General features: G+C 63.9%; 20 protein-coding genes. 9 read left to right on the forward strand and 11 right to left on the reverse strand.

Features of this window, described 5'->3' with window-relative positions; genetic code table 11:
• Positions 1 to 63: 63 nt before the first annotated feature.
• Both ACG2LG_RS19150 and ACG2LG_RS19155 read right to left on the reverse strand, forming a co-directional pair.
• Entirely contained in the window at positions 64 to 780 is a 717-nt protein-coding gene (locus tag ACG2LG_RS19150) for a DUF1080 domain-containing protein (protein ID WP_396261731.1), read from the reverse strand.
• Positions 781 to 977: 197 nt separating this feature from the next.
• Entirely contained in the window at positions 978 to 4,310 is a 3,333-nt protein-coding gene (locus tag ACG2LG_RS19155) for a PVC-type heme-binding CxxCH protein (protein WP_396261733.1), read from the reverse strand.
• Positions 4,311 to 4,514: 204 nt separating this feature from the next.
• On the opposite strand from ACG2LG_RS19155, the gene ACG2LG_RS19160 reads away from it, so the two are divergent.
• Complete coding sequence (locus ACG2LG_RS19160; RefSeq protein WP_396261735.1) at positions 4,515 to 5,834, forward strand: sulfatase; 1,320 nt, start codon at positions 4,515 to 4,517, stop codon at positions 5,832 to 5,834.
• A gap of 75 nt (positions 5,835 to 5,909) precedes the next feature.
• On the opposite strand, the gene ACG2LG_RS19165 is transcribed toward ACG2LG_RS19160, so the two are convergent.
• The 4 genes from ACG2LG_RS19165 to ACG2LG_RS19180 form a co-directional block, all read right to left on the reverse strand.
• Positions 5,910 to 7,160, reverse strand: coding sequence for an SGNH/GDSL hydrolase family protein (locus tag ACG2LG_RS19165; RefSeq protein ID WP_396261737.1), 1,251 nt, complete (start codon positions 7,158 to 7,160; stop codon positions 5,910 to 5,912).
• Positions 7,161 to 7,179: 19 nt separating this feature from the next.
• A complete protein-coding gene (locus ACG2LG_RS19170; protein ID WP_396261739.1) occupies positions 7,180 to 10,794 on the reverse strand; it encodes a DUF6288 domain-containing protein in 3,615 nt (1,204 codons plus the stop codon).
• Positions 10,795 to 10,871: 77 nt separating this feature from the next.
• Positions 10,872 to 11,600, reverse strand: coding sequence for a class I SAM-dependent methyltransferase (locus tag ACG2LG_RS19175; protein WP_396261741.1), 729 nt, complete (start codon positions 11,598 to 11,600; stop codon positions 10,872 to 10,874).
• Positions 11,601 to 11,792: 192 nt separating this feature from the next.
• Complete coding sequence (locus ACG2LG_RS19180; RefSeq protein WP_396261743.1) at positions 11,793 to 12,452, reverse strand: response regulator; 660 nt, start codon at positions 12,450 to 12,452, stop codon at positions 11,793 to 11,795.
• Between the two features lie 326 nt (positions 12,453 to 12,778).
• On the opposite strand from ACG2LG_RS19180, the gene ACG2LG_RS19185 reads away from it, so the two are divergent.
• Both ACG2LG_RS19185 and ACG2LG_RS19190 read left to right on the forward strand, forming a co-directional pair.
• Positions 12,779 to 13,420 carry a DUF5666 domain-containing protein gene (locus ACG2LG_RS19185; protein WP_396261745.1) on the forward strand — a complete coding sequence of 214 codons (642 nt, stop codon included), beginning with the start codon at positions 12,779 to 12,781 and terminating at the stop codon, positions 13,418 to 13,420.
• A gap of 253 nt (positions 13,421 to 13,673) precedes the next feature.
• On the forward strand, positions 13,674 to 14,060 hold the full coding sequence (locus ACG2LG_RS19190; RefSeq protein ID WP_396261747.1) for an STAS/SEC14 domain-containing protein: 387 nt from the start codon (positions 13,674 to 13,676) through the stop codon (positions 14,058 to 14,060).
• Positions 14,061 to 14,096: 36 nt separating this feature from the next.
• On the opposite strand, the gene ACG2LG_RS19195 is transcribed toward ACG2LG_RS19190, so the two are convergent.
• The 4 genes from ACG2LG_RS19195 to ACG2LG_RS19210 all read right to left on the reverse strand — a co-directional run bounded on the left by ACG2LG_RS19195 (position 14,097) and on the right by ACG2LG_RS19210 (position 17,255).
• Positions 14,097 to 16,103, reverse strand: coding sequence for a PAS domain-containing protein (locus ACG2LG_RS19195; RefSeq protein ID WP_396261749.1), 2,007 nt, complete (start codon positions 16,101 to 16,103; stop codon positions 14,097 to 14,099).
• A gap of 150 nt (positions 16,104 to 16,253) precedes the next feature.
• On the reverse strand, positions 16,254 to 16,679 hold the full coding sequence (locus ACG2LG_RS19200) for a response regulator transcription factor (RefSeq protein WP_396261751.1): 426 nt from the start codon (positions 16,677 to 16,679) through the stop codon (positions 16,254 to 16,256).
• 79 nt (positions 16,680 to 16,758) lie between these two features.
• Complete coding sequence (locus ACG2LG_RS19205; protein WP_396261753.1) at positions 16,759 to 16,995, reverse strand: CsbD family protein; 237 nt, start codon at positions 16,993 to 16,995, stop codon at positions 16,759 to 16,761.
• A 68-nt stretch (positions 16,996 to 17,063) separates the two neighbouring features.
• Positions 17,064 to 17,255: an entericidin A/B family lipoprotein gene (locus tag ACG2LG_RS19210; RefSeq protein WP_396261755.1), complete on the reverse strand. Its 192-nt coding sequence runs from the start codon at positions 17,253 to 17,255 to the stop codon at positions 17,064 to 17,066.
• Between the two features lie 414 nt (positions 17,256 to 17,669).
• Here ACG2LG_RS19210 and ACG2LG_RS19215 point away from each other — a divergent pair, with 414 nt between their 5' ends.
• The 3 genes from ACG2LG_RS19215 (at position 17,670) to ACG2LG_RS19225 (ending at position 20,253) form a co-directional block, all read left to right on the forward strand.
• Positions 17,670 to 18,314, forward strand: coding sequence for a hypothetical protein (locus ACG2LG_RS19215; RefSeq protein WP_396261757.1), 645 nt, complete (start codon positions 17,670 to 17,672; stop codon positions 18,312 to 18,314).
• A 139-nt stretch (positions 18,315 to 18,453) separates the two neighbouring features.
• Entirely contained in the window at positions 18,454 to 18,858 is a 405-nt protein-coding gene (locus ACG2LG_RS19220) for a hypothetical protein (protein ID WP_396261759.1), read from the forward strand.
• A 48-nt stretch (positions 18,859 to 18,906) separates the two neighbouring features.
• Positions 18,907 to 20,253, forward strand: a complete 1,347-nt coding sequence (locus ACG2LG_RS19225) for a sodium/glutamate symporter (RefSeq protein ID WP_396261761.1) — start codon at positions 18,907 to 18,909, stop codon at positions 20,251 to 20,253.
• An 83-nt stretch (positions 20,254 to 20,336) separates the two neighbouring features.
• Here the strand turns inward: ACG2LG_RS19225 and ACG2LG_RS19230 are convergent, their stop codons facing one another.
• Positions 20,337 to 21,647, reverse strand: coding sequence for an APC family permease (locus ACG2LG_RS19230; protein WP_396261763.1), 1,311 nt, complete (start codon positions 21,645 to 21,647; stop codon positions 20,337 to 20,339).
• 442 nt (positions 21,648 to 22,089) lie between these two features.
• On the opposite strand from ACG2LG_RS19230, the gene ACG2LG_RS19235 reads away from it, so the two are divergent.
• From ACG2LG_RS19235 to ACG2LG_RS19245, 3 genes are all read left to right on the forward strand, one after another.
• A complete protein-coding gene (locus ACG2LG_RS19235; protein WP_396261765.1) occupies positions 22,090 to 23,898 on the forward strand; it encodes a copper resistance system multicopper oxidase in 1,809 nt (602 codons plus the stop codon).
• Positions 23,882 to 24,799 carry a copper resistance protein B gene (locus ACG2LG_RS19240; RefSeq protein WP_396261767.1) on the forward strand — a complete coding sequence of 306 codons (918 nt, stop codon included), beginning with the start codon at positions 23,882 to 23,884 and terminating at the stop codon, positions 24,797 to 24,799. Before ACG2LG_RS19235 ends, ACG2LG_RS19240 begins: the two co-directional genes overlap by 17 nt.
• A 78-nt stretch (positions 24,800 to 24,877) precedes the next feature.
• Positions 24,878 to 25,195 carry a hypothetical protein gene (locus tag ACG2LG_RS19245; protein WP_396261769.1) on the forward strand — a complete coding sequence of 106 codons (318 nt, stop codon included), beginning with the start codon at positions 24,878 to 24,880 and terminating at the stop codon, positions 25,193 to 25,195.
• Positions 25,196 to 25,200 lie beyond the last annotated feature (5 nt).

Raw genomic sequence — 25,200 nt, forward strand, 5'->3', positions numbered from 1 at the left:
ATCGGCATCTTTGGGAATCTGGAGGGGATGCCGATTCGGAGATCGGCGGTCCTCCCCGACCCGTCACTCCAGATCCAGCTTCTGGATCCAGACGTTGCGGAACTTCACCGGGTTGTGGTGGCCCTGGAACTTGATCGGGCCCGGCTCGGGTCCCTCCGGCTTGCCGGCGCCGGTCTTGCGGGGGATCTCGTAGTCGTCGTGGATGACCTCGCCATTGTGAACGACCGTGATCCGTGCGTTCTCGGTCTTCTCCCCGCCCTCGAAACGGGCCGCGCGAAAGACGATGTCGTAGCTTTGCCACTCACCGGCGGGGCGTGAGACGAGTTTGTCCGGCTTCTTCAGCTTGTAGAGGCTCCCCGCGTAGCTGGGCTTGTAGTCCTTCTCGCTCACCCCGTGCGAGTTCAGGATCTGCACCTCGTAGCGCTGCTGGATGTAGATGCCGGAATTGCCGTTTTCCTCGGCACTCTTCGCGTCCTTCCGGTCGTTGACGTTGAACTCCACATGCAGACGGAAATCCCGGTAGTTCTCCGGCGTGACCAGGCTGTCCCATTTCGGCGAGGCGGTCAGCACCCCGTCCTCGAACACCCACTGGTTCTTCACCTTGTCGTTCTCGGGAATCAGCATGTGCCCTTCGGGGCCGACGAGTTGAACAGCATCGGCGGGCATTCCCTCCTTGCCAGCTTCAATGATCCCTTTGGTCGTCGGAGCACCGGTCAGGACCGTGGCGGACAAGAGAAAACCCAGGGAGACGAAGGATCGCGGCGACAGGTGATGCTTCATGAGGAAATCAATGGCTGTCCTGAAAGGGAAAATCAATTCAACAGAAGACCGCGAAGAAAGCGAAGAATGAATGCGTTGGGAGCGTTTGGCCTCTCATCCAAAGTTGGAATCCTCCAAGCTGGCCTCCGATCCAGTCAGACTCTTGAGACTTGGCGAACTTTGCGACCTTCGGTGAAAACCCATGTCGGCATCCAGGCTCATGGAAACTCGAGAGTGCGGAGGTAGGCGATGAGGTCGCGCATCTCCTTCTTGCTCAGGATCTGGCCCATCGGCGGCATGGTCGACATGGCGCTGGAGACCGACTTGATCCCGGACCGGGGATACTCGGTGCGCTCCTGGTCCACGGGATCGGCGATGGCCACGAAGTCGTCCGCGTCCTCGAGCAGCATGCCGCCGACCAGGGTGCCGTCATTGAGGCTCAGGGAAACCATGCCGTAGCCCGAGGCGATTCGCGCATTGGGATCCACGAGCGATTCCATGAGGTAGGCCGCGCTATGCCGGGTACCGGCATCCTGCAGGCTCGGTCCGGCCACCCCGCCCTTGCGGTGCGGACTGGCAATGTGGCAGCGGGAGCACTGCGCGGCCCCATGATTGTAGAAGACCCGGCGCCCCAGGCCGGGGTCGCCCCCTTCCAGGGTGAGCTCGAACTCGGCAAGTGGATCGTCGGACGGCAGGCCGGCCCGGTAGGCCGACAAGGCGGCCCCGACCTCCGCCTCGTCACGCTTCTCCGCCGCCTCGATCACATCGAGCCGGATCGCCAGCGGCAGCTCGTCGAGCTTTTCCAGCATCTCCAGGATCGCCGCCGCGGCCCCGCTACCCGGAAGCCCGCCCAGTTCGCTGAGTGCCACTTGCGCATCGAAGACGTCATCCCGGCCCAGCATCGCCGCGGCTTCGACCAGGGCCTCATCGGGCGCCACTTCCACCAGCGTCTGGAGGCTCGCCCGGCGCACTTCGGGCTCCTCCGCCCGGACGGTCTGCTTGAGGATCCCGATCAACTCGGGGGTCACCTCCTTGCGCAGGCTCTTGAGCGCCGCCAGGCGCACGTCGCGAAGGTTCTCGTCATTGAGGAACTGCGCCTTGAGGATGGCTCGCGACGGGGCCTCGTCGAAGGATTCCCCGGTGTTCAAGGATTCGGCGAGGACCATGCCCACGGCATGCTTGAACAGACGCTGGAGACCGGCGCCAATCGCCTCTCTCACCGCATCCAGGCTCCGTTCCCCGGAAATCGGGCGGATCTTGCCCGTCGTCGGATCCCCGGCCGGTGGATTCTCCCAGCGCTTCAGTTGAAACAATGCCTCCACGCGCGTGTCATCGGGAAGACTCTCGTCTTCCGCCATCGCCAGCAGCGCCAGCGCCCCCTCCGGTTCACCCACCCGCACGATGGAGTTGATGATGCGGTAGTCGATCGGGGTGGTCGAGGTGCCCACCAGATGAGTCGCCGCGGCCAGCGCCGGGCGGGCCCCATCGATGTAGCCGTCGTTGATGGCCTGCACGGTCTCGATGACCAGCGAGGGGTCCTTGTCCCCGAGGAAATGCGCGATGGCCGGGTCAGCCAGGCGCCGCAGCGCGATGATGAGGCCGAGCCGGACTTCGGCCGAGGCGTGATCCTTGAATCGCAGAAGATCCGCGCTGGTCCCATTCGCCTCGGCAATGAGCCGCATCCCGTGCACCGCACCGTGGCGCAGGTAGGCGTCGCCCCCGTCGTTGCCCTCAAGAACCTTGATCAGGTGCGGGACGTCCTCGGCGTGGCCGAGCTTGCCGAGCGCGATGGACGCCAGCATGCGGGTATTGAGATGCGGATCATCAAGCAGGGCGACCAGGACTTCGCGGCCGGCCTGCGCGCGGGCGTCGCCGAGCGCCTGGGCGACCTGTCCGCGCACCCGCCAACTGTCGTCCGCCGCCAGCCGCGTGAGCGCGGCCACCGAGGCCTTGTCCTGCTGCACCCGGGCCAGTTGGCCGAGCCCCCACACACCGTGAAGGCGGGTGACGAGCGGGTTCTCCGGGCGGGTCGCCTTCACGAAATGAGGACGATTCGCCACCTCGGCCGCGAGGGCGAACTGGGCCCGCTGACGCACCCGCAGATCCTCATGCTTCATCAGCTCGGCGAGCGCCTCCGGGCGGCGATGCCCGAAGCCTTCGGCAAACAGGGAGCGGACTTCCTCGACGACCGGCTTGGCCGTCTGCTTCGGATCGTGAAACACGAAAATCGTGCCAAACTCGTAGGTCTGCCACCCTCCAGTAAAATCACTTACGTAAATTTTCCCGTCGTATCCAAATTCGATATCGGTGTTCAGAAATCCCTTGATGAAGGTCTCGGCGGCGGCGATTTCGAAGCCGGCACCGGCCGGTGCCATCTCAAACGCGATCACCTCGCTCTCCCCGCCCCGGTAGTCGCAGACGAAGAACCGGTTGTCCCAGTGCTCCGCCAGCCCGGTGCCCGGGTTGTAGGCCAATCCGGACGGTCCCACGCTGAGGTGCCCCGCCGGGGGAAGAATGGCCCGGGGACGGTTCTCGCCCTCGATCTCCCACCACGACTCCGCCATCCAGGGCGTGTCGTGCCTCGGGGTCACATCAATCGCGTGCGGGAAGTTGCGGAAGTTCTGGTTGCCGCGGTTCCATCCGGAGACCGCCCCTTCCACCATCGGCACCACCCGCGCCTTGTCGCCGTAGTCGCAGTTGTTATCGACCGAAAAGGCCATGCCGTAGCGGTCGAAGGCGATCTCCTTGGGATTGCGCAACTCGTAATGGACGACCTCCAGATTACCGCCGTCAGGTTCCATCCGGAAGATCGCGCCGCCATACTGGTCGTAGAGATGACGCCCGTCGGCGGTTTCGAGGTCGTAGCCGCGATCGCCGATGGTGAAATAGATGCGCCCGTCCGGCCCGAAGGCGAAGCCGTTGAGGTCGTGACCGCTCAAGCTGACGCTGATCCCGTAGCCGTCCTGCAAGGAGGTTCGCTCGTCGGACACCCCGTCCCCATCCTTGTCCTCGAGCATCCAGACATGCGGGATGCAGGCGAAGTAGACCTTGCCGTTGGCCGCCATGATGCCGGCAGCGGTGCCGTCGAGCGGGTCGTTGAAGCCGTCGGCATACAACCATGACTTGTCCGCCTTCCCATCGCCGTCGGCATCCTCCAGCACGCGGATCTTCTCGGCATGCTTCGTGTAGTAGCCGGGCTCCTTCTTGTCGGCGTACTTCTCGTAGAGCGCGAGGCGATCCGCGGTGGTGCGCAGTCCCACTTCATCCCGCAGCCAGTGCCAGTTCCGGCGGTTGTCCTCGATCCCCCGGCCGAAGCGGTGCGTCTCCGCGACAAACAGACGGTTCTGCTCGTCGATCGAGATTGCCGTGGCATTCAGCACGTCCGGTTGCCGCGCAAACACGCCGGCCTCCATCCCCTCGGGATAGGTGATGGTCGCCAGGATCGCCTTGTCGGCATCGACCAACTCGACGGGTTCCTCGCTGGCGGTTCCCTCGATCTTGGCGGGAGCCGCCTTCTCTGCCGGCAGGGCCGTGACCAGAGGCGGGGCCATGGCGAGGAGGAACCAGCAGATTAGCGAGCAATGATGGGATTGGGAGAGCTTCATGGAAAGGACCCCGGGCAGGCCGGCTGCCGGAAGGCACAGTTGACGGTCGCGGCGGCCCTCCTCTTTCACCGCCGGGTGGCCTTTGCAAGTCGTGGGGGGAGCTCGAAAGCGCCATTGCCAGCCCGAGGGCCCTTCCTTCAGTCTCCCCCCATGCCCCGCCTGTTTCTTGCCCTCATCGCTCTGATCACCGCCGCCGTGGCCCGGCCGCCCAACATCATCGTCATCCTCGTCGACGACCTCGGCTACGGCGACCTCGCCTGCTACGGCGCGAAAGACATGCGGACGCCGCGGCTCGACCGCCTGATGCAAGCCGGCACCCGCTTCGACCAGTTCTACGCCAACTGCACCGTCTGCACGCCGACCCGCGCCTCGCTGATGACCGGGCGCTATCCCGACCTCGTCGGGGCTCCCGGGGTGATCCGGCAGGATGCCCCGAAAAGCTGGGGCTACTTCCGGCCTTCCGGTCCCACCCTGCCCGAGCTTCTCAAGACGGGAGGCTACCACACGGCCCTGATCGGCAAGTGGCACCTCGGCTACGACTCCCCCAACCTGCCCAACGACCGTGGCTTCGACCACTTCCACGGCTTCCTCGGGGACATGATGAACGACTACTACACCCACCTCCGCGGCGGGGTGAACTGGATGCGCCTCAACAAGGAAACCATCACCGCGGAAGGGCACGCCACCGAGGTCTTCACCCGCTGGTCGATCGACTATCTCAAGGAGCGATCCAAGCAACCGGAGAAGCCCTTCTTCCTCTACCTCGCCTACAACGCCCCGCACTTCCCCATCCAGCCACCCGTGGAATGGGAGGACAAGGTCCTGGCCCGCGAGCAGGGCATCGATCCCGCCCGCGCGAGGAACGTCGCCTTCGTCGAGCACACCGATCACGAGATCGGCAAGGTCCTCGATGCCCTTGAGGAACTGAAGCTCAGCAAGGACACGCTCGTGATCTTCACCTCCGACAACGGCGGTTCGATCCCCCACGCCCAGCGCAACCTGCCGCTGCGCGGCGGCAAGCAGGACCACTGGGAAGGCGGCATCCGGGTGCCCACCTGCGTGGTCTGGCCCGACCGGATTCCCGCCGGAAAACGCAGCGCTACCCCGGGCATGACCATGGACCTGCTCCCCACCCTTTGCGAGATCGCCGAGATCCTGGTCGAGCACGAGATCGATGGCCAGAGCCTCGCTCCTGTTTGGCTCAAAGGCGAAGCCGGTGACCCGGACCGCACCATGATCTGGGTGCGCCGTGAAGGCGGCCACCACCAGGGCCGCGCCTACTACGCCATTCGCCAGGGCAAATGGAAACTCCTGCAGAACACGCCGATGGAGCCGATGCAACTCGTCGACCTCGAAGCCGATCCATTCGAGGAGAATCCGAAGCCGGCGGAGGGCCAGATTGCGAGCAAGCTCCACAACAAGCTCATGAGCCACATCCAGAAGGCCGGCGCGGTGCCGTGGCAGAAGTAGAGAGGAGGTCAGACACTCCTGTCTGACGAAACGGTCGCGAGATGGAGTCAGACAAGAGCGTCTGACCTCCCCCCCCTACTCGAGCGCCTTCTTGATTCCCGCGGCCACCGCCTCGCCGAGCACCTTCCGCTCCTCGTCCTTGTAGAAGTGGACATCGTTCTGCTTGCGCCAGTTGTCGAAGACCGGCGATGCCTCAATGACACCGTAAAGGTCGGTCACGATGATGTCCGGGTGGCGCTGGATCACCCCCAGCGCGGCTTCGTTGAATTCCTTCGCCGCCCCCTTGCGGCGGGCGTACGGGCCCGGACGGTTGTTGGGCACGGGAGTGGTCGAGCACCAGATCAGTTTCGCCCCGGTCTTGCGCAGGCTCGTGATCAGCTTCTCGAGGTTGGCCTGGTAGTCGGCCTTGGGCACCGAATAGGCCCCGAAGCTGTCGCTCTCCCCGTCGTAGACCTGCTTGAGGTCGTGGAGCCCGTGGTTGAACTGGATGACATCCCATCCAAATCCCTCGTCCTCGTATTCACCGAGCCACAGCTCGACATTGGTCACGCCCCGCGTGCTTGGCCCGCCATTGCCCTCGATCCGGTGGTAGTTGGCAATTCCCTTCAGGGCCGCCTTGGCCGCGTCGTGGTAGTTCATGCTGATCGAATCGCCGATGACCAGCACCCGCGGCAGATCCGGATCGTCGGTCGCCCGCGGGTCGGGCAGCGGCTCGACTTCGAGCCTGTCGGCCACAACGCGCTCTTCGCCCGGCGCCCCATGAACCGTCGCCCTCCAGAAACCCTCGGCCAGGGCCGCGGGCTCGAGCGGCTCACGGACGAAAATCCGCCAGTTCCGGTCGCGAAGTGAGACGGGCAGGCTTTTCCCGTCCACCTTGAGCACGCCGCCGCGCGCCGCATCGTCCGTCCCGGCCTTGAACCATCCGGTCACTTCGTTTCCGTCGGCGGAGACCCCGGTCTTGGCACCGCGATCGGCTCCAAGGAAAATCGTCGCCACCCGGGCGACGAAGGGTTGCCCCGCCGCCACCGCCTTCCGGTTCGCCCCATCGATGCCCTGGAAGGTTGCCAGCGCCGGTCCCTCCAGCTCCTTGAAGCTCTTCCACTCTCCGAGTTCCACAACCTGGGTCTCATCGGTCCAGTGGATGGTGAACCGCGACTTCGCGGCCTCCGTCTTCGGGTCGTATTCCGTCTCTTTGAGAAGCTCGAAGGACTTTGCCGCCACATCCACCTTGAAGATGTGCCCGTTGGCACCGTCGAGGTCTTCCGCGGCGGCAGAAGGTCCGGCAAGCATGAGGCCGACAAGGGCCATTGAGGAGATCGCTTTCATGGTCTCGTTGAAGCGTGCTTCAGTCGCGTTCGAACACCAGCAGGGGCGAACTCCAGCCCTCCTTGTGCCGGTTGCTGAAGTCACCCCTCTCGATGAAGAGGTAGTCGGTGCCGTTCACCGTCTTCGGTTTCATCCGCAGCGCCTGGTAGCGCTCGAGGTCCATCAAGTGGTCACCGGACCAGATCCGGATCGGATCATCCGTGGTTCCGCCATTCCCGAGGGTGATGTCGCCAAAGGCCGGGTTCCGGGGATTGCGGGGCTTCCCGGGGTCGAACTCGTCGATCGTCGGCACCTCGCCGATCAGCTTCCACGAATCCATCACGCCCGGATTCGCCACGAACTCGCCGTCCCAACGGAACATCGGCGCATTCTCCCGCTCCTCGTCGCTGTCCGAGAACTGCGCCGCCTGCCACTCGGTCGAAAGCATCGGCACCACGGTCGCCGACTTGCGGACCAGATCGTCGCCGGTCGGCGGGAGTTTCTGTTCCTCAAGGATCAGGCTGATCCGCCCCTGCGGGATGCGCTCCGTCGGCTTCGCGTCGCGCTTGTCGTTGTAGCGGATGAAGCTCTTGAGCGCGATGGTCACCTCGCCCTTGTTGAACTCGTCGACCCATTCCTTGGTCACGAAGGCACCGTAGGGCTGTTCGCCTCCACCGCGGTTGATCGTCCTGTCGTGCTCGATGAACGGCTTGCCGTTGATCCAGATGCCGTAACCGTTGCCGTTGCCCACGTGCACGGCGTGATTGACCCGCATCCGGTAGCGGTGCCCGTCCTTCAGCGGCGGCACGTCGAAGGTCCCGCGCATGAGAAGCACCTCCTTGTCCCACAGGGTATGGATCGGGGTCGCCCCGAAACAGACCGGGCCGACACACTGGTCCGAACACTTCGAAAACGGTCCGTCGGGGATCTTCCCCATGTAGTTTCCGAAGGGAGACCGCCCGGTCTTCCACCCGGCGGCAGCGGCATCGAAATCCCGGCTGAACCAGGCCTCCATGCCCTTCGGCAGGGTCACCGGGCGGTAGCGGCAGGTCAGTTGGTCAAAGGGAACCTGCTCGGACGGAATCGGATCGAAGGTGTGGTAGGCCCATTCGGCCTCGTGGAGATCAAGGAACATCCGCCAGTCGTAGTCGGAGTTCCCCGCCCGCTCATGGAGCCCGACGAGCTGGTCCATCGGGTCGCTGCGTCCCCCACAAACGATGTTCTGCACCTCGAGGGCGGCCAGCGGACCGAGCCGCTTGCGGTTTCGCCCGACGAATTCCGGGATCAACTCGTCGGTGATGATCGGCGTGATCGCCTTCTTCAGCTCCGGTCCGAACTGGCTTGGATCCGCGGCCAGGAAGAACTCCTTGTAGGGAAGGATCTCGTCCGGATAGCGCTCCCGGGCGATCCGGTAGAGCACGTCGAGACCGCCCGGCACGTCCGCCAGCGATCCGGCGATGTATTCCAGATGCGAATCGAGCGTGGAGGCGATGTCCTGGCCGCCCGGGGCGGTCTTCACCCCCGCGTAGCCGGTGTAGCTTTCCTCGAGCGTTTCGACCGCCAGCTGCTGCACTTCGGGCGCGGCCTCGCGGAGCCTGTCCCGGATCGGGTGCAACAGACCGAGCGTGAGCGCCGAGCGCTGGTTGGTGCGGATGAGTTCGCCGATCGGCGGAAGCACCTTGCGGTAGGTCCTCTCGTCGGCCGCCGCCGGGGTCAGCGCCATCATCGCCGCATTCCGGAGCCACCACTCGGAATGGTCGAGATAGGACAGCAGCAGGTCGACATGCGGGACCACCTTGTCGGCCGGTGCCCGGCCGATCACGTGCAGGCAGGCATCCTTGACCCACCACGATTCCTCGGGGTCCGCCACGGCCTTGACCGCGAGGTCGATCACCTCATCGGTGAGCAGGTCGGTCATCTTCTCCTTCACGAGGGCGGTATCGAGGGCCGAGAACATCGCCCGGCGGATCCGCGGCGACTTGGACTGGAGGAACTCCATCATCAGCTCCGGTCGCGCCTCTCCTCCCGGTTCCCGCCAGCCGATGTAGCCGCGGTTGACGCCCAGCACCTTGGCCGCGGCGATCTGCCGGATGACGTAATCCTGGTGGTGGATGTAGTAGCGGATCAGCTCGTCGCTGACGGTCCCGGGCCCGTGGAACTTGCGCAGGAAGGGGATGCTCGCAGCGGTCGCAAGCGTCTCGCCGGACAGGTCCGCCTTCTTGCCCTCGGCATCCGGGACCGCTTCAAGCGACAGGAAGTCGTTGTCGGCCTCGGTACCCCAGGGTTGTTCGGGCAGCTTGTAGGGCTTCGAATACTTCGTCGGCGGCGCGCCGAAGATCCGCAGTTTCTTGCGGGGCACGGTGTAGGCCCAGCCGTAGGCGACGCCCCACTTCTCGACGTCGTAGCCGCCTCCTCCGAGGATTCCGAACGAGCCGTCATGGCGGCGGGAAAGCTCGTAGTGCCAGCGCCGCTGGTCCATGAAGTCGCGGTACTGCGTCGGCTGCTTGTCGCGCATCAGCCCCATCGAGGAACTCCGCCAGATCTCCCCGATGCCCCCGCCGGTGTGCCCGTGAAGCATGAAGGACGTGGTGTAGAAGGAGGTCTTGGCATTGACGTCGCGGGCGGCGGCATAGACCGAGTTCTCACCGTCGGGCGTCAGCGCCGCCGCCGCCGCCATCGCGAAGGCGAGGTTGCCGTTCTTGCCGTTGTCCACGAATCCGCACTCGGGGCGGCCGTCGCCATAGGGATTACCACCCCGGCCGGAATAGCGGTAGAAATGGCGCAGCGCTCCGAGCAGGGCGTGCTCCGGAACATCCGCCCCGCACTCCTTGGCCAGCAGCAGGAAGGTCACCACCGCCGTACCGGCGGCATTGAGATGGCCCATGCCGTAGGTCACGCTGGGCACGCCGCCGCGACCGGCCCAGGCATCGTTGTACTGGCCCGCCACGGCGCTATCGACCCACTTCTGGATGTTGGGCAGCACCTCGGCATCGCCGGTGCGCAGATAGTATTCGCACAGCGGCACCCCGCCGAAACCCAGGAACCAGGCGTAGTTGCTCGGGTTCTTCGCACCTCGGGCCCACTCGCCCACGACCGCGAGATCCTTCTCGTCACCGGTCGAAAGCAGGAAGGTCATCCCGATGTCCCCGATTCCCTTGTTGCCTTCCGGGCTGGCGATGTAGTCGGCGAGGCCCCGCACGATCTTGTCCGACTTCGGGCAATCCAGCGGCCAGCTCTCGCTATAGGCCCCCAGGACCGGCAGCGTCACCACGACCGGCTCGGACTGATCCTTGATCTTGAACTCCAGCTTGCCGTTGCTCGCCTCCGCTTCCCCAAGAATCCCGGCCAGTTGGATCCGGGGATCGATGTCCTTGAGGACCTGGCCATTGATCGACTCGATGACCTGCCCCTTCTCCAGCTTGCCGGTCGCGGCCGCAGGCGAGCCTTCCTCGATATTCTTGATCCGCATCGTGAAGGCCGGCTGGATCAACTCGATCCCCATGCCGACCGGCCCGAAGCGATCGATCGTCTGGAGGGACTTCTCCTCGCCGGGCCGGGTGGAAAAGAGCGCGGGTTCCTTGTAGAAGGATTCCTCCCCGGGACATGGGAGTGCCTGGAGGCAAAGGAGAGCGAGGGCCGGAACGATTGTTTTCATGGGCATTCAGCAGCATAACGCCGATTCGCCCCCGAACCTTCCATCGAAGGAGGTCATTCCGGTCGCCCGGGACGGGCTCACTTCACCGCCTGATACTCGCTGAAAATGCCCAGATCCGCCCGACGCTTCACGTCCCTGAAACCGGCCGCATCGATCGCTTCCAGAATCTCCGCCGGTGGCACACAGGCATCGATGGTCTCCCAGTAGTAGACCATCATTTCCCGCGCGTCTTCACTCCCGGTCACCAGCTTGGAAACCGCCGGAATGAGGTCCCTGAAGTAGAACTTCGAAAACGCCAGCCCGACCTTGCTCTTCGGACGGGTGATTTCCAGAATGCAGATTTTCCCGCCGGGTCTGAGAACCCGGTGGTACTCGCGGAAGGTGTCCAGCAGGTTGTCGACGTGACGCAGGGCGTATCCCATGGACAGGAAATCGAAGCTCTCGTCCCCGGCCGGCAGGTTCTCGGCGTTGCCCTCCTTGAACTCGATGTCGCTGTATTTCCTGGCCTCCGCCATCATCCCGGCATTCGGATCCACGCCGAGCACGGATCCCGTTTTCCCCACCAGTTCAATCGCCGCCCGGGTCACCGCGCCGGTGCCGCATGCCACATCGATCACCTTCATTCCGGGCTCGAGACCCGCGCGCTTCAGCGCCGCCCGCCGGTAAACATGGCCGGTCCCGAAAAACCCGACCTTGCCAATGGTCTCGTAGTGCGGTGCTCCGCGCTCGAAGAGGCTGTGAACATACTCCGGCTTATCCAGCTTGGATTCGTATCGACCGGCAATGGCCTCGTGCGGGGAACTCATAGGCGCAGGGAAAAGACCCCGGAAACCCGCCCAAGCCAAGCCCAATCGGGTCATTTGCCCCCGGGCCGGATTGCGGAGCAAAGACGAATACTCACGGAAATGGCCGCGGGGCGGGACGCGAACTCCATCGACTCCCACAACCGCTCACTGCTCCGCAACTGCCCCGGCAGGGACAAGCTCCGGCATCCCACTTCATCCCGCGTCCGGATGCTCTCCGGTTTCCACCCAGCGGACCGCGTAGCGCATCAACTCCGCCGAATCGGCGAGGCCGAGTTTCTCGCGGATGTGTGTGCGGTGGGCATCGACGGTCCGTGAGCTGATGCCGAGCTTGTCTCCAATCTCGTGGGCATCCCCTCCCCGGCCGATCAACTCGAACACCTCGAACTCCCGATCGGTCAAGCTCTGCATACCCGTCTTGGAGTTGTGCGCCCCGCCGCCGGACAGACCGCCGAGGATATGCGAAGATGCCTCGACACTCAGCGCGATCTGCCCCTCCAGCACCCTGCGCATCGCTCCCACGAGCTGGCTCTTCGGAGCTCCCTTCATGACATAGCCGCGGGCTCCCGCCCGGATCACCCGCTCCGCGTAGAGCGCCTCGTCATGCACCGAAAGCACGAGCACCCGGACCTCGGGACACAGGGCGAGCAGATCCTTCAGCAACTCGAGGCCGTTGCTGTCGGGCAACGACATGTCGAGAAGCACCAGATCCGGCCGACACTTCGGGATTTCCGCCAGCGCCTCGCCTCCGGTCCCCGCCTGTCCACAGACCTCGAATCCTTCCTCGCCTTCGAGAAGGTGGATCAATCCGTCCCGGAGAAGGGAATGGTCGTCAACGATGAATACGGTGGTCATGACCGGGGATGGGAAGGGGGCAAGCCAGGGGCCCCAACAATGCCCAAGTCATGGTGTATCGGCCAAGACTATAGTTTCAAACCCCCGCCGGGGCCCTCCTGCCGAACCCCAACCAGAGCACCCCTAGTGATTCTTCGTACGCACGGGCGGTTTGGTCACTAAAGTGCCACTGCGTGCTCCCCGATTTCACTCACCAACGGTGGCCTTATGCTGAACACGAACCCGCAAGCCCCCGGCATTCACCGCCGGGAACCGGACGGAAGAAAGTTCCCCCGGTGGACTTGCTCCGGCCCCTCCGGGCCGGAAACCCACAACCTGAAATAGCCATGAAGAAGAAAATGAAACTGATGACCACCGCAGCCGCCACGACATCCCTGCTCGTCGGAGCCCCCACGGCGCTGGCTGCCAACCCGCAGACCGCACCGGAAGACAGCTGGGTGAGTGTTTCGGGCGAAGTCACGGATGTGACGCCCTCGACCTTCGACCTCAAGTATGATTCGGGAACGATCACCGTCGAGTTCGACGACTGGGATGCCGACGCCGATGCCTACAAGCTCGTCACCGGAGACAAGGTGACGGTGACCGGAAAGATCGACGATGGTCTGTTCGAGAAGCGCACGATCGAAGGTAGCAGCGTGTATGTTGATTCCATCAACACCTACTACTACGCCAGCGCCGCCGATGAGGAGGCCTTCGTTTCCGTGAAGACCCCGATTGACGGTGTCGCCACGGTTCTCCAGGGGAATGTGACGGCGATCACCGAGGACGACGAGTTCCAGATGATGGCCGGATCCACCCTCATCACGGTCGAAACCGAGGACATGTCCTACAATCCGCTCGATGACGAAGGATTCCAGAAGATCGAAGTGGGTGACCGCGTCAGCGTCAGCGGCCGTTTCGACAAGGACTTCCTCGAAGGATACGACCTCGTTGCCGACACGATCATCACGCTCTCCAACAATGGCTGAGCCCAGATCCCGGCCCGGTCGATTGCATCGGCCGGATTTCCAACCCGACCGGAATCCCGGCCGCGCACTCCGCGGTCGGGATCTCCCGTTCCCCATACCCCTTTCCCCAATGCCTTCCGCCTGCTTCATCCGCCGCTCGTTTCATGCCTGGCTTTTCAGCTGCGCACACCCCGCAAATCCACGAACCCGTCAACGTCGCCGCAGACCCGAACGGCGTCCCAAGTCAGGTCGCTAACACCAACCAACCAATTCCATGACTCTTGAATCCAAAGCACTTCGCCTGACCGAAACCCGTGGCGGGAGAATCCTGTCCGTCGGCATTCAGGGCCAGCTCGACAAGGGCGACTACGAGACCTTCGTCCCGGAAGTCGAGCGGCTCATCCGGACTCACGGCAAGATTCGACTGGTGGTCGAACTGGAGAATTTCAACGGATGGGATACCGGCGGCCTTTGGGAGGACATCAAGTTCGACATCAAGCACTTCACCGACATCGAACGGATTGCCATCGTCGGGGACGAAGCCTGGGAACGCGGCATGGCCCTGTTCTGCAAGCCCTTCACCAAGGCGGAGGTCAAATTCTTCGGGCCGGACCAGCGCGAGGAGGCCCATCACTGGGTGGCTGCCGACCTCTCGAACTGAAGGAAATCGTGGTGCCATTCCGCGGCAGCGCAGGCCTCATCCGGACTCACCCCCGTCGAAGGAATCGAGAATCGTTTTGATCAGGCCTCCGGCGTCCGCGTCCTTCTTCAGGAAATGAGAGGCACCGGCCTCGATCATCACCTCCCCCAACTCGGCGCGATCGTGCAGGGAAAGACCGATGATGACGACCTCCGGCATCTTTTCGGCAATCTGCCGGGTCGCCTCGATGCCGTTGAGCCGGGGCATCGAGATGTCCATGATGACGACGTGCGGTCGAAGCCGACGGGTCAGCTCGATGGCCTCTTCGCCGTTCGAAGCCTCAGCGACGACATCCATTCTCGAATCGGCCGACAATAGCCGGGCGATGCCCTCACGCACCATCTGGTGGTCGTCGGCCAGAAGCACACGGAGCACCCCTCCGGAAGGCATGGAGCGGCGGCGGCCCCGGGTTTTGCGCGAGTTGTCAGCGGTAAACCTTTCATCCGCCCTGGGTTCCGAGGAAACGAGAGGCGCGCGGATCCGGAACCGTGCCCCCTCGCCGGGAGCGGATTCGATCTCCATGCTGCCCCCGAAGGCCTCGATCCTCTCACGCGTGTTGAAGAGTCCGAAACCGTCACTTTGTTTCCGGATCTCCGCGGGATCGAAACCTTTGCCCTCGTCTTCGACTTCAAGAAGAAGGGAGCCCCCCTTGCGGCTGACCGAGACCCACGCCGGCGAGCCTCCGGCGTGCTTGGCAGCATTGAAGAGGAGCTCGCGCACGGAACAAAAGAGCAGCGTCCGCAGGTTCTCACCCATCTCGTCGAGGTCTCCCTCGAACCGGATCCGCACGTCGAGCCGGTGATGTTCCTCCATCCAGCGGGCAAGCCAGCCGAGGGCGTCGGTGAATGATCCCTCGCGCAAGACCGGCGGACTCAGCTCGCTCACCATCATGCGGGACTTCCGCAGCACCTGGTCGAGGATTTCGGATATCGAATCCAGCTCGCCGGACGAAGGCACCTGATCCGGCTCCGGCAATCTCATCTTGGCGGCCACCAGCAACTGCTGGAGGTCGTCATGGATCAGCCGGGCCAGCTTGCGGCGGGCACGCTGCTCGGCGTTGGTCATCTGGCTGGCAAGCAGGCGCAGGTCCGCCGCCTTCTCCTCGGCAACGGCGGTGCGCTCGGCGACCTTCTCCTCGAGCCGGTCGGTCGCCTCCGCAAGCTGCTCTTCCGCCTCACGGCGCTCGGTGATGTCCTCGATCATCGCATGGAAGCCAAGGACCTCTCCGGCGTGGTCGATGCGGGGAATATAATGGACCCGGACTTGCCGTGGCGGCCCGTGCCGGTAGGGAAGATCGGCCTCGAAGCACACGCTTTCGCCAGCCATCACCCTGCGAATTTCGGGCTCGAGGCGGCCCAAGACCTCCTTGCCGAGCACATTTTCCAGCTTGCGACCGATGACCTCCCCACGTTCGAGCCCGAACCACTCGCGGTAGCGCGCGTTGCAGTAGCGGTAGGTGAGATTGCGGTCCACTTCGGCGACCAGCACCGGAATGGCGTCGGTGAGCTGCCGGAGGTCCTGCTCGCGCTGCTCCAACCGGTGGTCGACTTTTCGTAGCGGGGTGACGTCGGTGAAAGTGACCACCACGCCCTGCCTCCTCCTGGTTCCCTCGGCGCGCCACGGCAAGACCCGGCGCGTGACGCTCCGGCCGCCCGCGTTGCGGACCTCGCACTCGACCGGGACGCCGGTTTCAAGCACGCTCCTCGCGTCGTCGACGAGCTCGGGATCATTGGCCCGCGTGGCCAGTTCGCTGATCGGCTCGCCTTCGTCCGGCGGGATGATGTCATGCAGCCTGGCACCTGTCGGAGTCAACCGACGGATCCGGAGACCCGTGTCGAGGAAGATGGCAACGATCCCGGCGCTTTCGAGCAAGCTGTGGAGATCCTTGTTGAGCCATCTCAGCTCATCGACCTTCTCCATGAGTTGGGCGTTGGCGGAGTTCAGCTTCTCGTTGAGCACCTGCAACTCCCCGCGTGAGGGCCCCAGCTCACCGTTCTCCGACATCACCCCCTCGTTCTAGGTCTTGAATTGCTCATTGAAAGTCCCGAGTTCCCCATCGTGCGCTGGTGAACCTCGCAGTTCACCCGTGGTTGCCTCAACCAAACCGCCGGTTGTGGGCCCGCTGCCAATGGACGCGCCTGGAGAATTGTGGGATCACTCAGACCCGCTCCGGGCAACCGAGCGGACCGTTTCGCGAATGACCGAGGCAGGTGCCGACTTCACGACGAAGGCCCTGGCACCCGCGCGTTCCATCATTCGTCGCAGCATCGGTTCGCTGTCGTACATCGATAAGCCGAGAACCCCCACGTCGGGGCAGCACTCGGAGATTCTCCAGGTCGCCTCAATCCCGTTCATTTCGGGCATTGAGACGTCCATGATTACGACGTCGGGCAGGAGCCTCCGGCACTCCTCCACGGCCTCCCTGCCGTCCCGGGCCTCGCCTACAACCTCGAAATCCGCCCACTTCGAGAGCATCTGCTTCAGCGCGATGCGGACTTCGGGATGGTCATCCGCCAGAAGGATCCGAATTCCCCGGTCCCCACCACCCCCGGCAGGTCGACTGCGATGATCAGAACTCATCTCATGCCAAGCCGTTTCAAGCCGCTGCCGGGAAGGGACGGGTGTGTGGACGGGACGGAACGGGCGGGATGCCCGAAGTTCACATGGATCGGACGCCTCCGGGACCACCGAGGGATGACCCCCGCGCCTCGATCCAGTCGCGCGCGTCCTTCTCGGTCTCGTCGCGACCCTTTCCATAATGCTTCTGGAGGGTGCCGACCAGCTTGTCGAATTTGCCATCGATCTGCTTGAGGTCGTCGTCGGTCAGCTTGGCCCAGCGGGACTTTACCTCCCCTTTGAGTTCCTTCCATCGGCCCTTGAGAATGTCGGTGTTCATGATGTTGCGTGTTTTGGTGTTATTGGTTTCTGCTGGTGATTCGAAATGATCGGAATGAGGCGGTCTTGTCAGTCGCCGACCCTCTCGGCGGCTTCCTCGATGTGATACCCGGCGTGTTGCACGTCTTCTCCGACGCCCTCGACAGTGTGGCAACCGGCCATGGTGATGATCCCTGCCAGGCATCCGAGACAGCCGAGTATCCGCTTCACGAAAGCTGCCGCGTCTGAATTCCTGCCGTCCATTGTCTGTTTTCTGTTCATGATTCTTCAGTTTTCGCGAAGCTTTCACGCACGAATTCCATTCCGTGCGATCGCCGCGACCTGCCCAAGAGTCTGAATGACTTTTCCGTATCGTAAATTGGTCAAACCACAGTCCGCCCCTGCGCATTCAAACAAGACCACGTACGGGATTCTTGTACGATCGCCGGGAGCAGCGGGTGGGAAGAAATGGGATCGGAAACAAAAGTCCGATCCATCGCGGTCGCGATGATAGTGATCTTTCGTACGGACCACCTGAGAACCTCGGAGAGCCGTGTGTGCTGGACACCGATTTCTCGTGTCACGAACCGGTGATAGAAAAAAACCGTCATGGCGACGGCGCTGCGGCAGCCACTTCCTCATCGAGCGGCCCGCCGCCGGCACCATCGACGACAAGCAACAAACGACGCAACAGACATGAAGAATACAAGAATCCTGCTAACAACCGCACTGTGCGCCGGAATGCTTCCGGCCTTTGCCGAAGAGAATCCGTACAACAAGAAGGACGGCAGCTGGATCAGCATCAGCGGCACCGTGACCACCGTCGGCCCCGACGCATTCAACCTCGACTACGGCGAGGGTCTCGTGACGGTCGAAATGGACGACTGGGACCTTGATGCCGACGGCTACAAGCTACTGGAGGGAGACGACGTGACCGTCTACGGACGTGTCGACGACGACTTTCTTGAGACCACCTCCATCGAGGCGGGAAGCGTCTATGTGAAGGGTCTGAATACCTTCTTCTACGCCAACAGCGCCGATGAGGAAACCTTGCCGGCGGCGGCGACCGTGACGGTCGTTGACTACGACCTCAAGTTGACCGGTGAGGTCGCCTCGGTCGACGGACGGGAGTTCACCATCGACACCGGCCCGCGCGAGATGCGTGTCGATACGATCATGATGTCTTACAACCCGATGGACGACGAGGGCTTCCAGAAGATTGAAGTCGGTGACCGCGTCAGCGTGACCGGCGACATCGACGTCGACACCTGGGAAAAACGTGAGCTGATGGCCGAGACCATCGTCACCCTTGAGGACTCCTCGGGCGACTCGGACTCCTGATGCACCAAGTCCCGACAACGGCAGCCGGGTCCCGGCTGCCGTTGTTGCGTCGCATCATTCGTCCTCTTCATTTCCGCTCAACCCTTGAATCACCGGTAGCCCCTGACGCTGCCGGACCAAGTCCTTCCACCAAACCGTCATGAACGAAATCTTCTTTGTCATCGCCCTGGCACTGATCGCTTCCGCCGTATTCATCGGCATGGGTCGACGCGGACCTGGAATCGCAGCCGGGCTCGTCTTCTTCTTCACGATATTCCTGCTCTTCGGCTGGGCCGCGACCCTTTGGATCGAACCGGTTGGACCCCCCTTCCTCGGGATCTATTGGACCGCCCCCTTCACGGCCACCATTCTGCTCGCGCTGATTCTGCTGTCCATCATTCCGCCCCGGCAGCCCCGTGGGCTCATCGAAGAAGAGCTGCGTCAACAATCCGAGACTCCCGGAGAAACCCGGACGCGGCACGCCGTGGAGATCGGCGTCGGAGCATTCTTCTGGCTGGCAGTGATCGGCCTCGTCGCAGTCATCTTGATGCGATCGTTCTCGTGAACGGTTCCGTGGCGGGAAGTTCCGGCCGCCGCAGGCGCTCATCGACTCATGCAAGAAGCATCCTTCGTCCTGGTCACGATCGGGCTCGCCGCCGGCTTGGCGCTGCTCGGGGAGGCCCTGCGGTTGCTGGTGCCCGGACTCCGGAACGTCTTCCTGCCCGGGGCGGTCCTCGGGGGAATGCTCGGGTTGGCAATCGGCCCGCAGATCAATCCTCTGGCGGCCGACGCAAGCTTTGTCCGTCAGATTTATGGCACGCTCGGGGAACTGCCCGGGTTGTTCATCAACGTCGTGTTTGCCTGCCTGATGCTGGGCCGACGGATTGAACCGTTCTCCATGATCTGGCAGCGCGCCCGCCCTCAGATCGTGATGGGCCATGTCTACGCGTGGGGGCAGTATGTCGTCGGACTGGTTCTCGTCCTGCTCGTTCTGGCGCCCTTCGTCGAAACGGATTCGCTGGCCGGGCTGACCATCGCGATCGGGTTCCAAGGAGGGCACGGTACCGCCGCGGGATTGCAGGATACCTTCGCTGGCTTCGGGTTTCCCGACGGCAAGACGGTGGCCTACGCCTTGGCAACATTCGGCGTGATCGGCGGTTGCACCGTCGGCCCGCTTCTGGCGACTTGGTTTGGAAAACATCACCCGATCGAGTCGACACCGGACCAACCCGGCGGGAGCCCGGAGAACGAAGAGAAGGAAGCACCCGTCGAGATGAGTCCACTCACCGGCCAACTCACCATGCATCTTGCGCTGGTGGCGCTGGTCATCCTGGGCGGCTACGGGATCCGTTCCGGCCTCGAATGGGTGGAAGGGCTGCTGCGGCCGGGTGCCGGACCGCTCTACACTCCCTACATCCCGTTGTTCTCGGTGGTCCTGCTCGTCGGGTTCGGAGCGCAGTTGCTGTTCCAGGCATCCCGGCTGGACCGGCTCATCCGTCGCCCGCTGGTGGACGCGCTTTCCGGACTGGCGTTGGATGTGGTCATCGTCAGCGCGCTGGCAACCCTGGCGCTTGCGGTGGTGGCGGAGTACTGGATCTCCACGCTTGCGCTGTGTCTGGCCGGGCTCGGCTGGAATCTGGCGGTGTTTTTCCTCCTCGGTCCACGGGTCTATCAGAAGCCGTGGCACGCTTATGGGCTCGGTGATTTCGGTGGCGGCACGGCGACCACTGCCACCGGCCTGCTCCTGATCCGGGTCGCCGACCCCAAACAACGCACCGAAGCGAGGCAGGCCTACTCGGAGAAGCAGCCCTTTTACGAACCTTTCATGGGAGGCGGGCTGGTGACCGCCTTCGCCGTCCCTGTCACGGCAGGGCTCGGAGCCGGTGCCGCCCTCGGAATCGCGGCAACCGTCCTGGGCCTTTGGATCGCCTATGCCGTGGTGCTGGCCCGGCGGCGCTGAAACCGGTGGCTGGGAGTCATCAGCCCCTTGTTGCGGTATGGCGCTGAGATCACCCGTGGAGTTGGGCGCGACTGCAGGTCGGGTCAGGGGTTCTCATCCTCCTTCTCATCCTCGGACCACTCCTGCGACATCGTTTCCATGGGATGATTGCCGAATCGGCGGAACAGAATCTCAAAGGCAAAGGCACCACCCATCATCAGCCCGAAAATGACCACCACCAGCGGCGATTCATGCCAACTCTTCACCAACAGGAGCACGCAAGCCGCGAGGCAGCTTAGGATCGCCGCGACGATCCACCACGCCTTCCCCCCGGTCTTGCGACGGATCCTCAGGTGCCCGAGGTTGACCACGCCGTAGATCACGAGAAACAGGGCGCTGCCCACGGCCGCGATCTCATCGAGGGGCAGCAGGTTCGCGGCCACGATCACGACGCCGGAGGTGACATAAAGTCCGGCCTTGCTTTCCTGCCAGACCTTGCGTTCGAAAAAAGCGGGCAGGTGACCCTTGTGGGCGACCATGTAGCTGACGTTCGCCCCGCCATACAGAGTCGCATTGATCGCCGATGCGATCGAGAAGAGCGCGGCGACGGTGATCGCGACGTAGCCCGCCCGGCCCAGAAACGGTTCGGCCGCCCGGGCAAGGGCATGGTCCTTGGCCTCGACAATTTCCGGGACGGCGAGATTGCCGATGACGGTCAGCCCGATGAGCACGTAGATCACCAGTGTGATGAGGACGCTGAGATAGAGAGCCTTCGGCAGCGTCCTGCGGGGTTCCCGCATGTCGTCGCCGGCATTGGTGATGAGCCCGAATCCCTCATAGGCGATGAACACGAAGACCGCCGCCTGGAGAATCGACAGCCAATTCCCCTCACCCGCCGCGTCCAGGGAAAGGCGCGACGGCTCGACAAAGCATAGACCAATCGCGACGAAAGCCAGAAGGATGAAGACCTTCACGCCCACGATGACCAACTCGGATCGACCGACGGTTCGGGCACCCGCCACATTGATGGCGGTGAAGGCGATCACGATCGCGGTCGCACCGAGGGGCTTCCAGAAGCCGGCCCCGCCGAAAAGCCCCGCCAGATAGCCCCCGAAGGCGCGCGCATACAACGCCAGCGCGAAGCAATAGCCGACCCACAGCAGAAGGTTGAAGGCACCACTCACCACCCCGTTGCCAAAGCTTCGCACCAGGAACTCGACGGGTCCCCCGGCCGAAGGATAGCAGGCTCCCAGCCGTGCGAAGGAATACACACTGAGTAGGGCGATCAGCCCTCCGACGAGAAAGGCCCACGGAAGCCCCGATCCGGTGATCCGGGCGGCGACCCCGATCACCGAGAAAATACCGGCACCGATCATGCCGCCGACTCCGATGGAGGTGGCGGCGGCAAGCCCCATCCCCCCTCCCGGGGTTTGCCCGTCCCGCCGCGGCGAACTTTCGTCGGTTCCTCCTGCGCACATCATCAAAAATCCCGGGCCTTGATTCCTCTTGTCGAGGCAGGCCCCCGCCCTGTCAAGGGATCCACTCCCGACGAAAGGCGCATACCCGGCAATCTCATCCTATCACCGAGTTGCAAAGCCGGCAACTATCCGGCGTCCGCTTCCTCGGACAATCCGGTTCCTGATGCAGGGGGGGTCCGGCGACGCCGCACGAGTGCCGATAGGCAATGCGCGTACGCAGCCTCTGTGATGCACTCATGCCCCCCTGTTGATCCGACCGATTGCCGAGGCGTGCCGGGCTCGACAGTCTCAGTTCTTTCAGTTGATGCGGCACCGTGCAGACAAGTGATGCCCGGCAATCACCCGGCGACGCCATGCAACTGGACCACCCGGCATCCCGATGAGCATTCCAGACCCCCTCCTTCCCATTCGCCCCAGCGACCGCCGGCACTTCCTGGCAACCAGCGGCCTGGCCCTGGGGTCGTGGCTCTGTGGCCGGCCCGCCACGGCCGCCGAGGCCACCGGGCGGGCGGGCGAGTTCGGCGAACTCGATGCCACCCGCCCGGGCGGCATTGATCTCTATCTCGAACACCGGACCCTGATGGTCGGGGGCAGGCCGGGACGCGCGATCGCCATCAATGGCTCGATCCCCGGTCCCATCATTCGCATGCGTGAGGGCCGCGAGGCCCTGATCCGGGTTCACAACCGACTCCCCGAATCGACCTCGATCCACTGGCACGGGATCCTGCTACCCTTCACCATGGACGGCGTGCCGGGGATCAGCTTCCCGGGCATCCCCGCCGGCAGCACCTTCACCTACCGCTACCCCGTCCGCCAGAACGGCACCTACTGGTACCACAGCCACACCGGCCTGCAGGAGCAGCTCGGCCACTACGGCCAACTGATCCTTGAGCCGGCCGCGCCCGACCCGGTCGGCTACGACATCGAGCACTCGGTCGTGCTTTCCGACTGGACCTTCGAGGAGCCGCACCAGGTGCTGCACAAGCTCAAGACCATCGAGGGATACTACAATTTTCAACGTCCGACCCTCGCCAACATCAGGGACCAGATGGAAGCGACGGGAATGTCACTCGAGGATGTGCTCGAGAAGCGCTTCGCCTGGGACCGAATGCGCATGGACCCCACCGACATCGCCGACATCACCGGGGCAACCTACACCTACCTGATGAACGGCAGGGCGGCCCACGAGAACCCGACCTTCCTCGCCAGGCCCGGGCAGCGCGTGCGACTGCGGATCTCCAACGCCTCGACGATGACCTTTTACGACATCCGCATCCCCGGCCTGCCGATGACCGTTGTCCAGGCCGATGGCCAGAACATCAAGCCGGTCGAGACCGACGAGCTGCGCATCGCCGTGGCGGAGACCTACGACGTGGTGGTCACTCTGCCCGACTCCCGTCCCCGCACCCTCTTCGCCGAAACCATGGACCGCAGCGGTCACGCACGGGGCACGCTGGCACCACGGCACGGCATGGAGGCGGAGGTGCCCGCCCAGCGTCGGCGCCCGATGCTGACGATGGCCGACATGGGCATGATGATGGGCAAGGACGGCCACGACATGAAAACGACGGCCGCCGCATCCCCGCCCACCGGGCGCCGCACGCCTCTCCCGATGAGCGGCTTGCCGGACCGCATCCGGCACGGCCCGGAGGACCACGGGCCGGCCAGCATCACGATGGCGCAGACCGCCTATCGCCGCTTGGACTATCCCGGTGCCGGACTCGGCGAGGATGGTTGGCGCGTGCTCACCTACAGCCAGCTGCGCGCGCTGCGCCGCCCGTATGGACGTCGCGCTCCGACCCGCCAGTTCGACCTCCACCTGACGGGCAACATGCACAAATACGTGTGGGGCTTCGACGGAAGGAAATGGTCGGAGTCCGACCTGATCCGCTTCCAGTACGGCGAGCGGCTGCGGATCAACATGATCAACGACACGATGATGAGCCATCCGATCCACCTCCACGGGATGTGGATGGACCTCTACGCCGGCGGGGACCTCGATAGCAATCCCCGCAAGCACACCGTGATCGTGCAGCCGGCCGAGTTGCTGACCGTCGACATCCTGGTCGACGCACCGGGCCAGTGGGCCTTCCACTGCCACCTGCTCTACCACATGGAGGCTGGCATGTTCCGCACCGTCGCGGTCGTCCGTTCATTGAAAGGAGGTCCCATTGCAGTCGATCCCTGAAGCCCGTCGCGCATTCCCCGCCCTCCTCGCCCTGCTCTGCCTGCTTGCCACGCTACCGCCGGCCGGTGCCGAAATGCCGACCACCGCCGATCGCCCGAGTCATCAGGAGTCGGCCCAGCTCTACAGCGACGCTCCCCCGCCGCCGCTGCCCGAGGCCCCACCGCTGCCCGAGGGCATGTCCCTCAACGAGGTGCTCGACCGTGCCGCGGGACTACCGCCCGAGGACTTTCCCGACTCGGTTCCCGACGAACGAATCTACGCCTTCACGCTCTTTGACCTGTTTGAGTACCGGCTTCCGGATCACGGGGGCCCGGGTCGCTTCGGCTGGGAGGCCCAAGGCTGGATCGGTGGTGACATCCACAAGTTCTGGTGGAAACACGAGGGCGAGGCCGTGTTCGAGGGCCAAGACCGCGCCGAGTCGGAAACCGACCTGCTTTACTCGCGACTGATCACGCCCTTCTGGAACCTCCAGGCCGGCGTCCAGTATGCCAACGAGTGGAGTTCATCGAACTACGGCGACCGCTGGTCGGCGGCGCTCGGCATCCAGGGACTCTCTCCCTACAAGTTCGAGGTGGACGCAACGCTCTACCTCTCCGAGCACGGCAACCTGACCGCCGACCTCGAGGCCGAGTACGACATCCGCCTGACCCAGCGACTGGTGCTCCAGCCGCGTGCCGAGCTTGGTCTTTCTGCCCAGGACATCCCTCGACGAAGTCTCGGCACCGGCCTCACCGATGCGGTGCTCGACCTTCGCCTGCGCTACGAGATCAAACGTGAGTTCGCTCCCTACATCGGAGCCCGCTACCGCTTCCTGATCGGTGAGACGCGCGACATTGCCAAGTCCGCCGGACAGCGGACCGATGAATGGCTGCTCCTCACCGGCCTGCGCTTCTCTTTCTGAGCCGCCCCACAACGCCCTCCCGATTGCCGGGCACGGGCAACCCATTCCATCCCGTCACCCATGCTTCTGTCTTCCGCCATGCCCACGCTCCCGGTCGCCCAACTCCTCGTGCAAGCCACCTCGATGGGCCTCGAGCCGCCTGCCTGGTCACCTTACGCCGTCGGAGCCGCCCTCGGGCAAGGCAACTGGGATGCCCTCGCGGTGATCGCGGGCCTGCTCGCCGGCTCCTATCTCTTCGCCGAATGCTCCGGCTGGATCCGGCGCCACCCGCGTCGGCGTGGTGACCTCGGCGAAATCTCCATCGCCCGCATCTTCCGCCTGGGCGAGAGCACGACCGTCGTCGTGCTGGCGGTCGTGCTCGTCTCGTTCCTCGTCATCCTCGAACTCCAAACCTGACCCCG

This window comes from Haloferula sp. A504 (assembly GCF_044385805.1).
Taxonomy (GTDB): domain Bacteria; phylum Verrucomicrobiota; class Verrucomicrobiia; order Verrucomicrobiales; family Akkermansiaceae; genus Haloferula.

Excerpts from the sequence above, each read along its gene's own strand:
- ACG2LG_RS19150 (WP_396261731.1), bottom strand. The coding sequence starts at position 780 with ATGAAGCATCACCTGTCGCCGCGATCCTTCGTCTCCCTGGGTTTTCTC.
- ACG2LG_RS19155 (WP_396261733.1), bottom strand. The coding sequence starts at position 4,310 with ATGGCCCCGCCTCTGGTCACGGCCCTGCCGGCAGAGAAGGCGGCTCCC.
- ACG2LG_RS19160 (WP_396261735.1), top strand. The coding sequence starts at position 4,515 with ATGCCCCGCCTGTTTCTTGCCCTCATCGCTCTGATCACCGCCGCCGTG.
- ACG2LG_RS19165 (WP_396261737.1), bottom strand. The coding sequence starts at position 7,160 with ATGAAAGCGATCTCCTCAATGGCCCTTGTCGGCCTCATGCTTGCCGGA.
- ACG2LG_RS19170 (WP_396261739.1), bottom strand. The coding sequence starts at position 10,794 with ATGAAAACAATCGTTCCGGCCCTCGCTCTCCTTTGCCTCCAGGCACTC.
- ACG2LG_RS19175 (WP_396261741.1), bottom strand. The coding sequence starts at position 11,600 with ATGAGTTCCCCGCACGAGGCCATTGCCGGTCGATACGAATCCAAGCTG.
- ACG2LG_RS19180 (WP_396261743.1), bottom strand. The coding sequence starts at position 12,452 with ATGACCACCGTATTCATCGTTGACGACCATTCCCTTCTCCGGGACGGA.
- ACG2LG_RS19185 (WP_396261745.1), top strand. The coding sequence starts at position 12,779 with ATGAAGAAGAAAATGAAACTGATGACCACCGCAGCCGCCACGACATCC.
- ACG2LG_RS19190 (WP_396261747.1), top strand. The coding sequence starts at position 13,674 with ATGACTCTTGAATCCAAAGCACTTCGCCTGACCGAAACCCGTGGCGGG.
- ACG2LG_RS19195 (WP_396261749.1), bottom strand. The coding sequence starts at position 16,103 with ATGTCGGAGAACGGTGAGCTGGGGCCCTCACGCGGGGAGTTGCAGGTG.
- ACG2LG_RS19200 (WP_396261751.1), bottom strand. The coding sequence starts at position 16,679 with ATGAGTTCTGATCATCGCAGTCGACCTGCCGGGGGTGGTGGGGACCGG.
- ACG2LG_RS19205 (WP_396261753.1), bottom strand. The coding sequence starts at position 16,995 with ATGAACACCGACATTCTCAAGGGCCGATGGAAGGAACTCAAAGGGGAG.
- ACG2LG_RS19210 (WP_396261755.1), bottom strand. The coding sequence starts at position 17,255 with ATGAACAGAAAACAGACAATGGACGGCAGGAATTCAGACGCGGCAGCT.
- ACG2LG_RS19215 (WP_396261757.1), top strand. The coding sequence starts at position 17,670 with ATGAAGAATACAAGAATCCTGCTAACAACCGCACTGTGCGCCGGAATG.
- ACG2LG_RS19220 (WP_396261759.1), top strand. The coding sequence starts at position 18,454 with ATGAACGAAATCTTCTTTGTCATCGCCCTGGCACTGATCGCTTCCGCC.
- ACG2LG_RS19225 (WP_396261761.1), top strand. The coding sequence starts at position 18,907 with ATGCAAGAAGCATCCTTCGTCCTGGTCACGATCGGGCTCGCCGCCGGC.
- ACG2LG_RS19230 (WP_396261763.1), bottom strand. The coding sequence starts at position 21,647 with ATGGGGCTTGCCGCCGCCACCTCCATCGGAGTCGGCGGCATGATCGGT.
- ACG2LG_RS19235 (WP_396261765.1), top strand. The coding sequence starts at position 22,090 with ATGAGCATTCCAGACCCCCTCCTTCCCATTCGCCCCAGCGACCGCCGG.
- ACG2LG_RS19245 (WP_396261769.1), top strand. The coding sequence starts at position 24,878 with ATGCCCACGCTCCCGGTCGCCCAACTCCTCGTGCAAGCCACCTCGATG.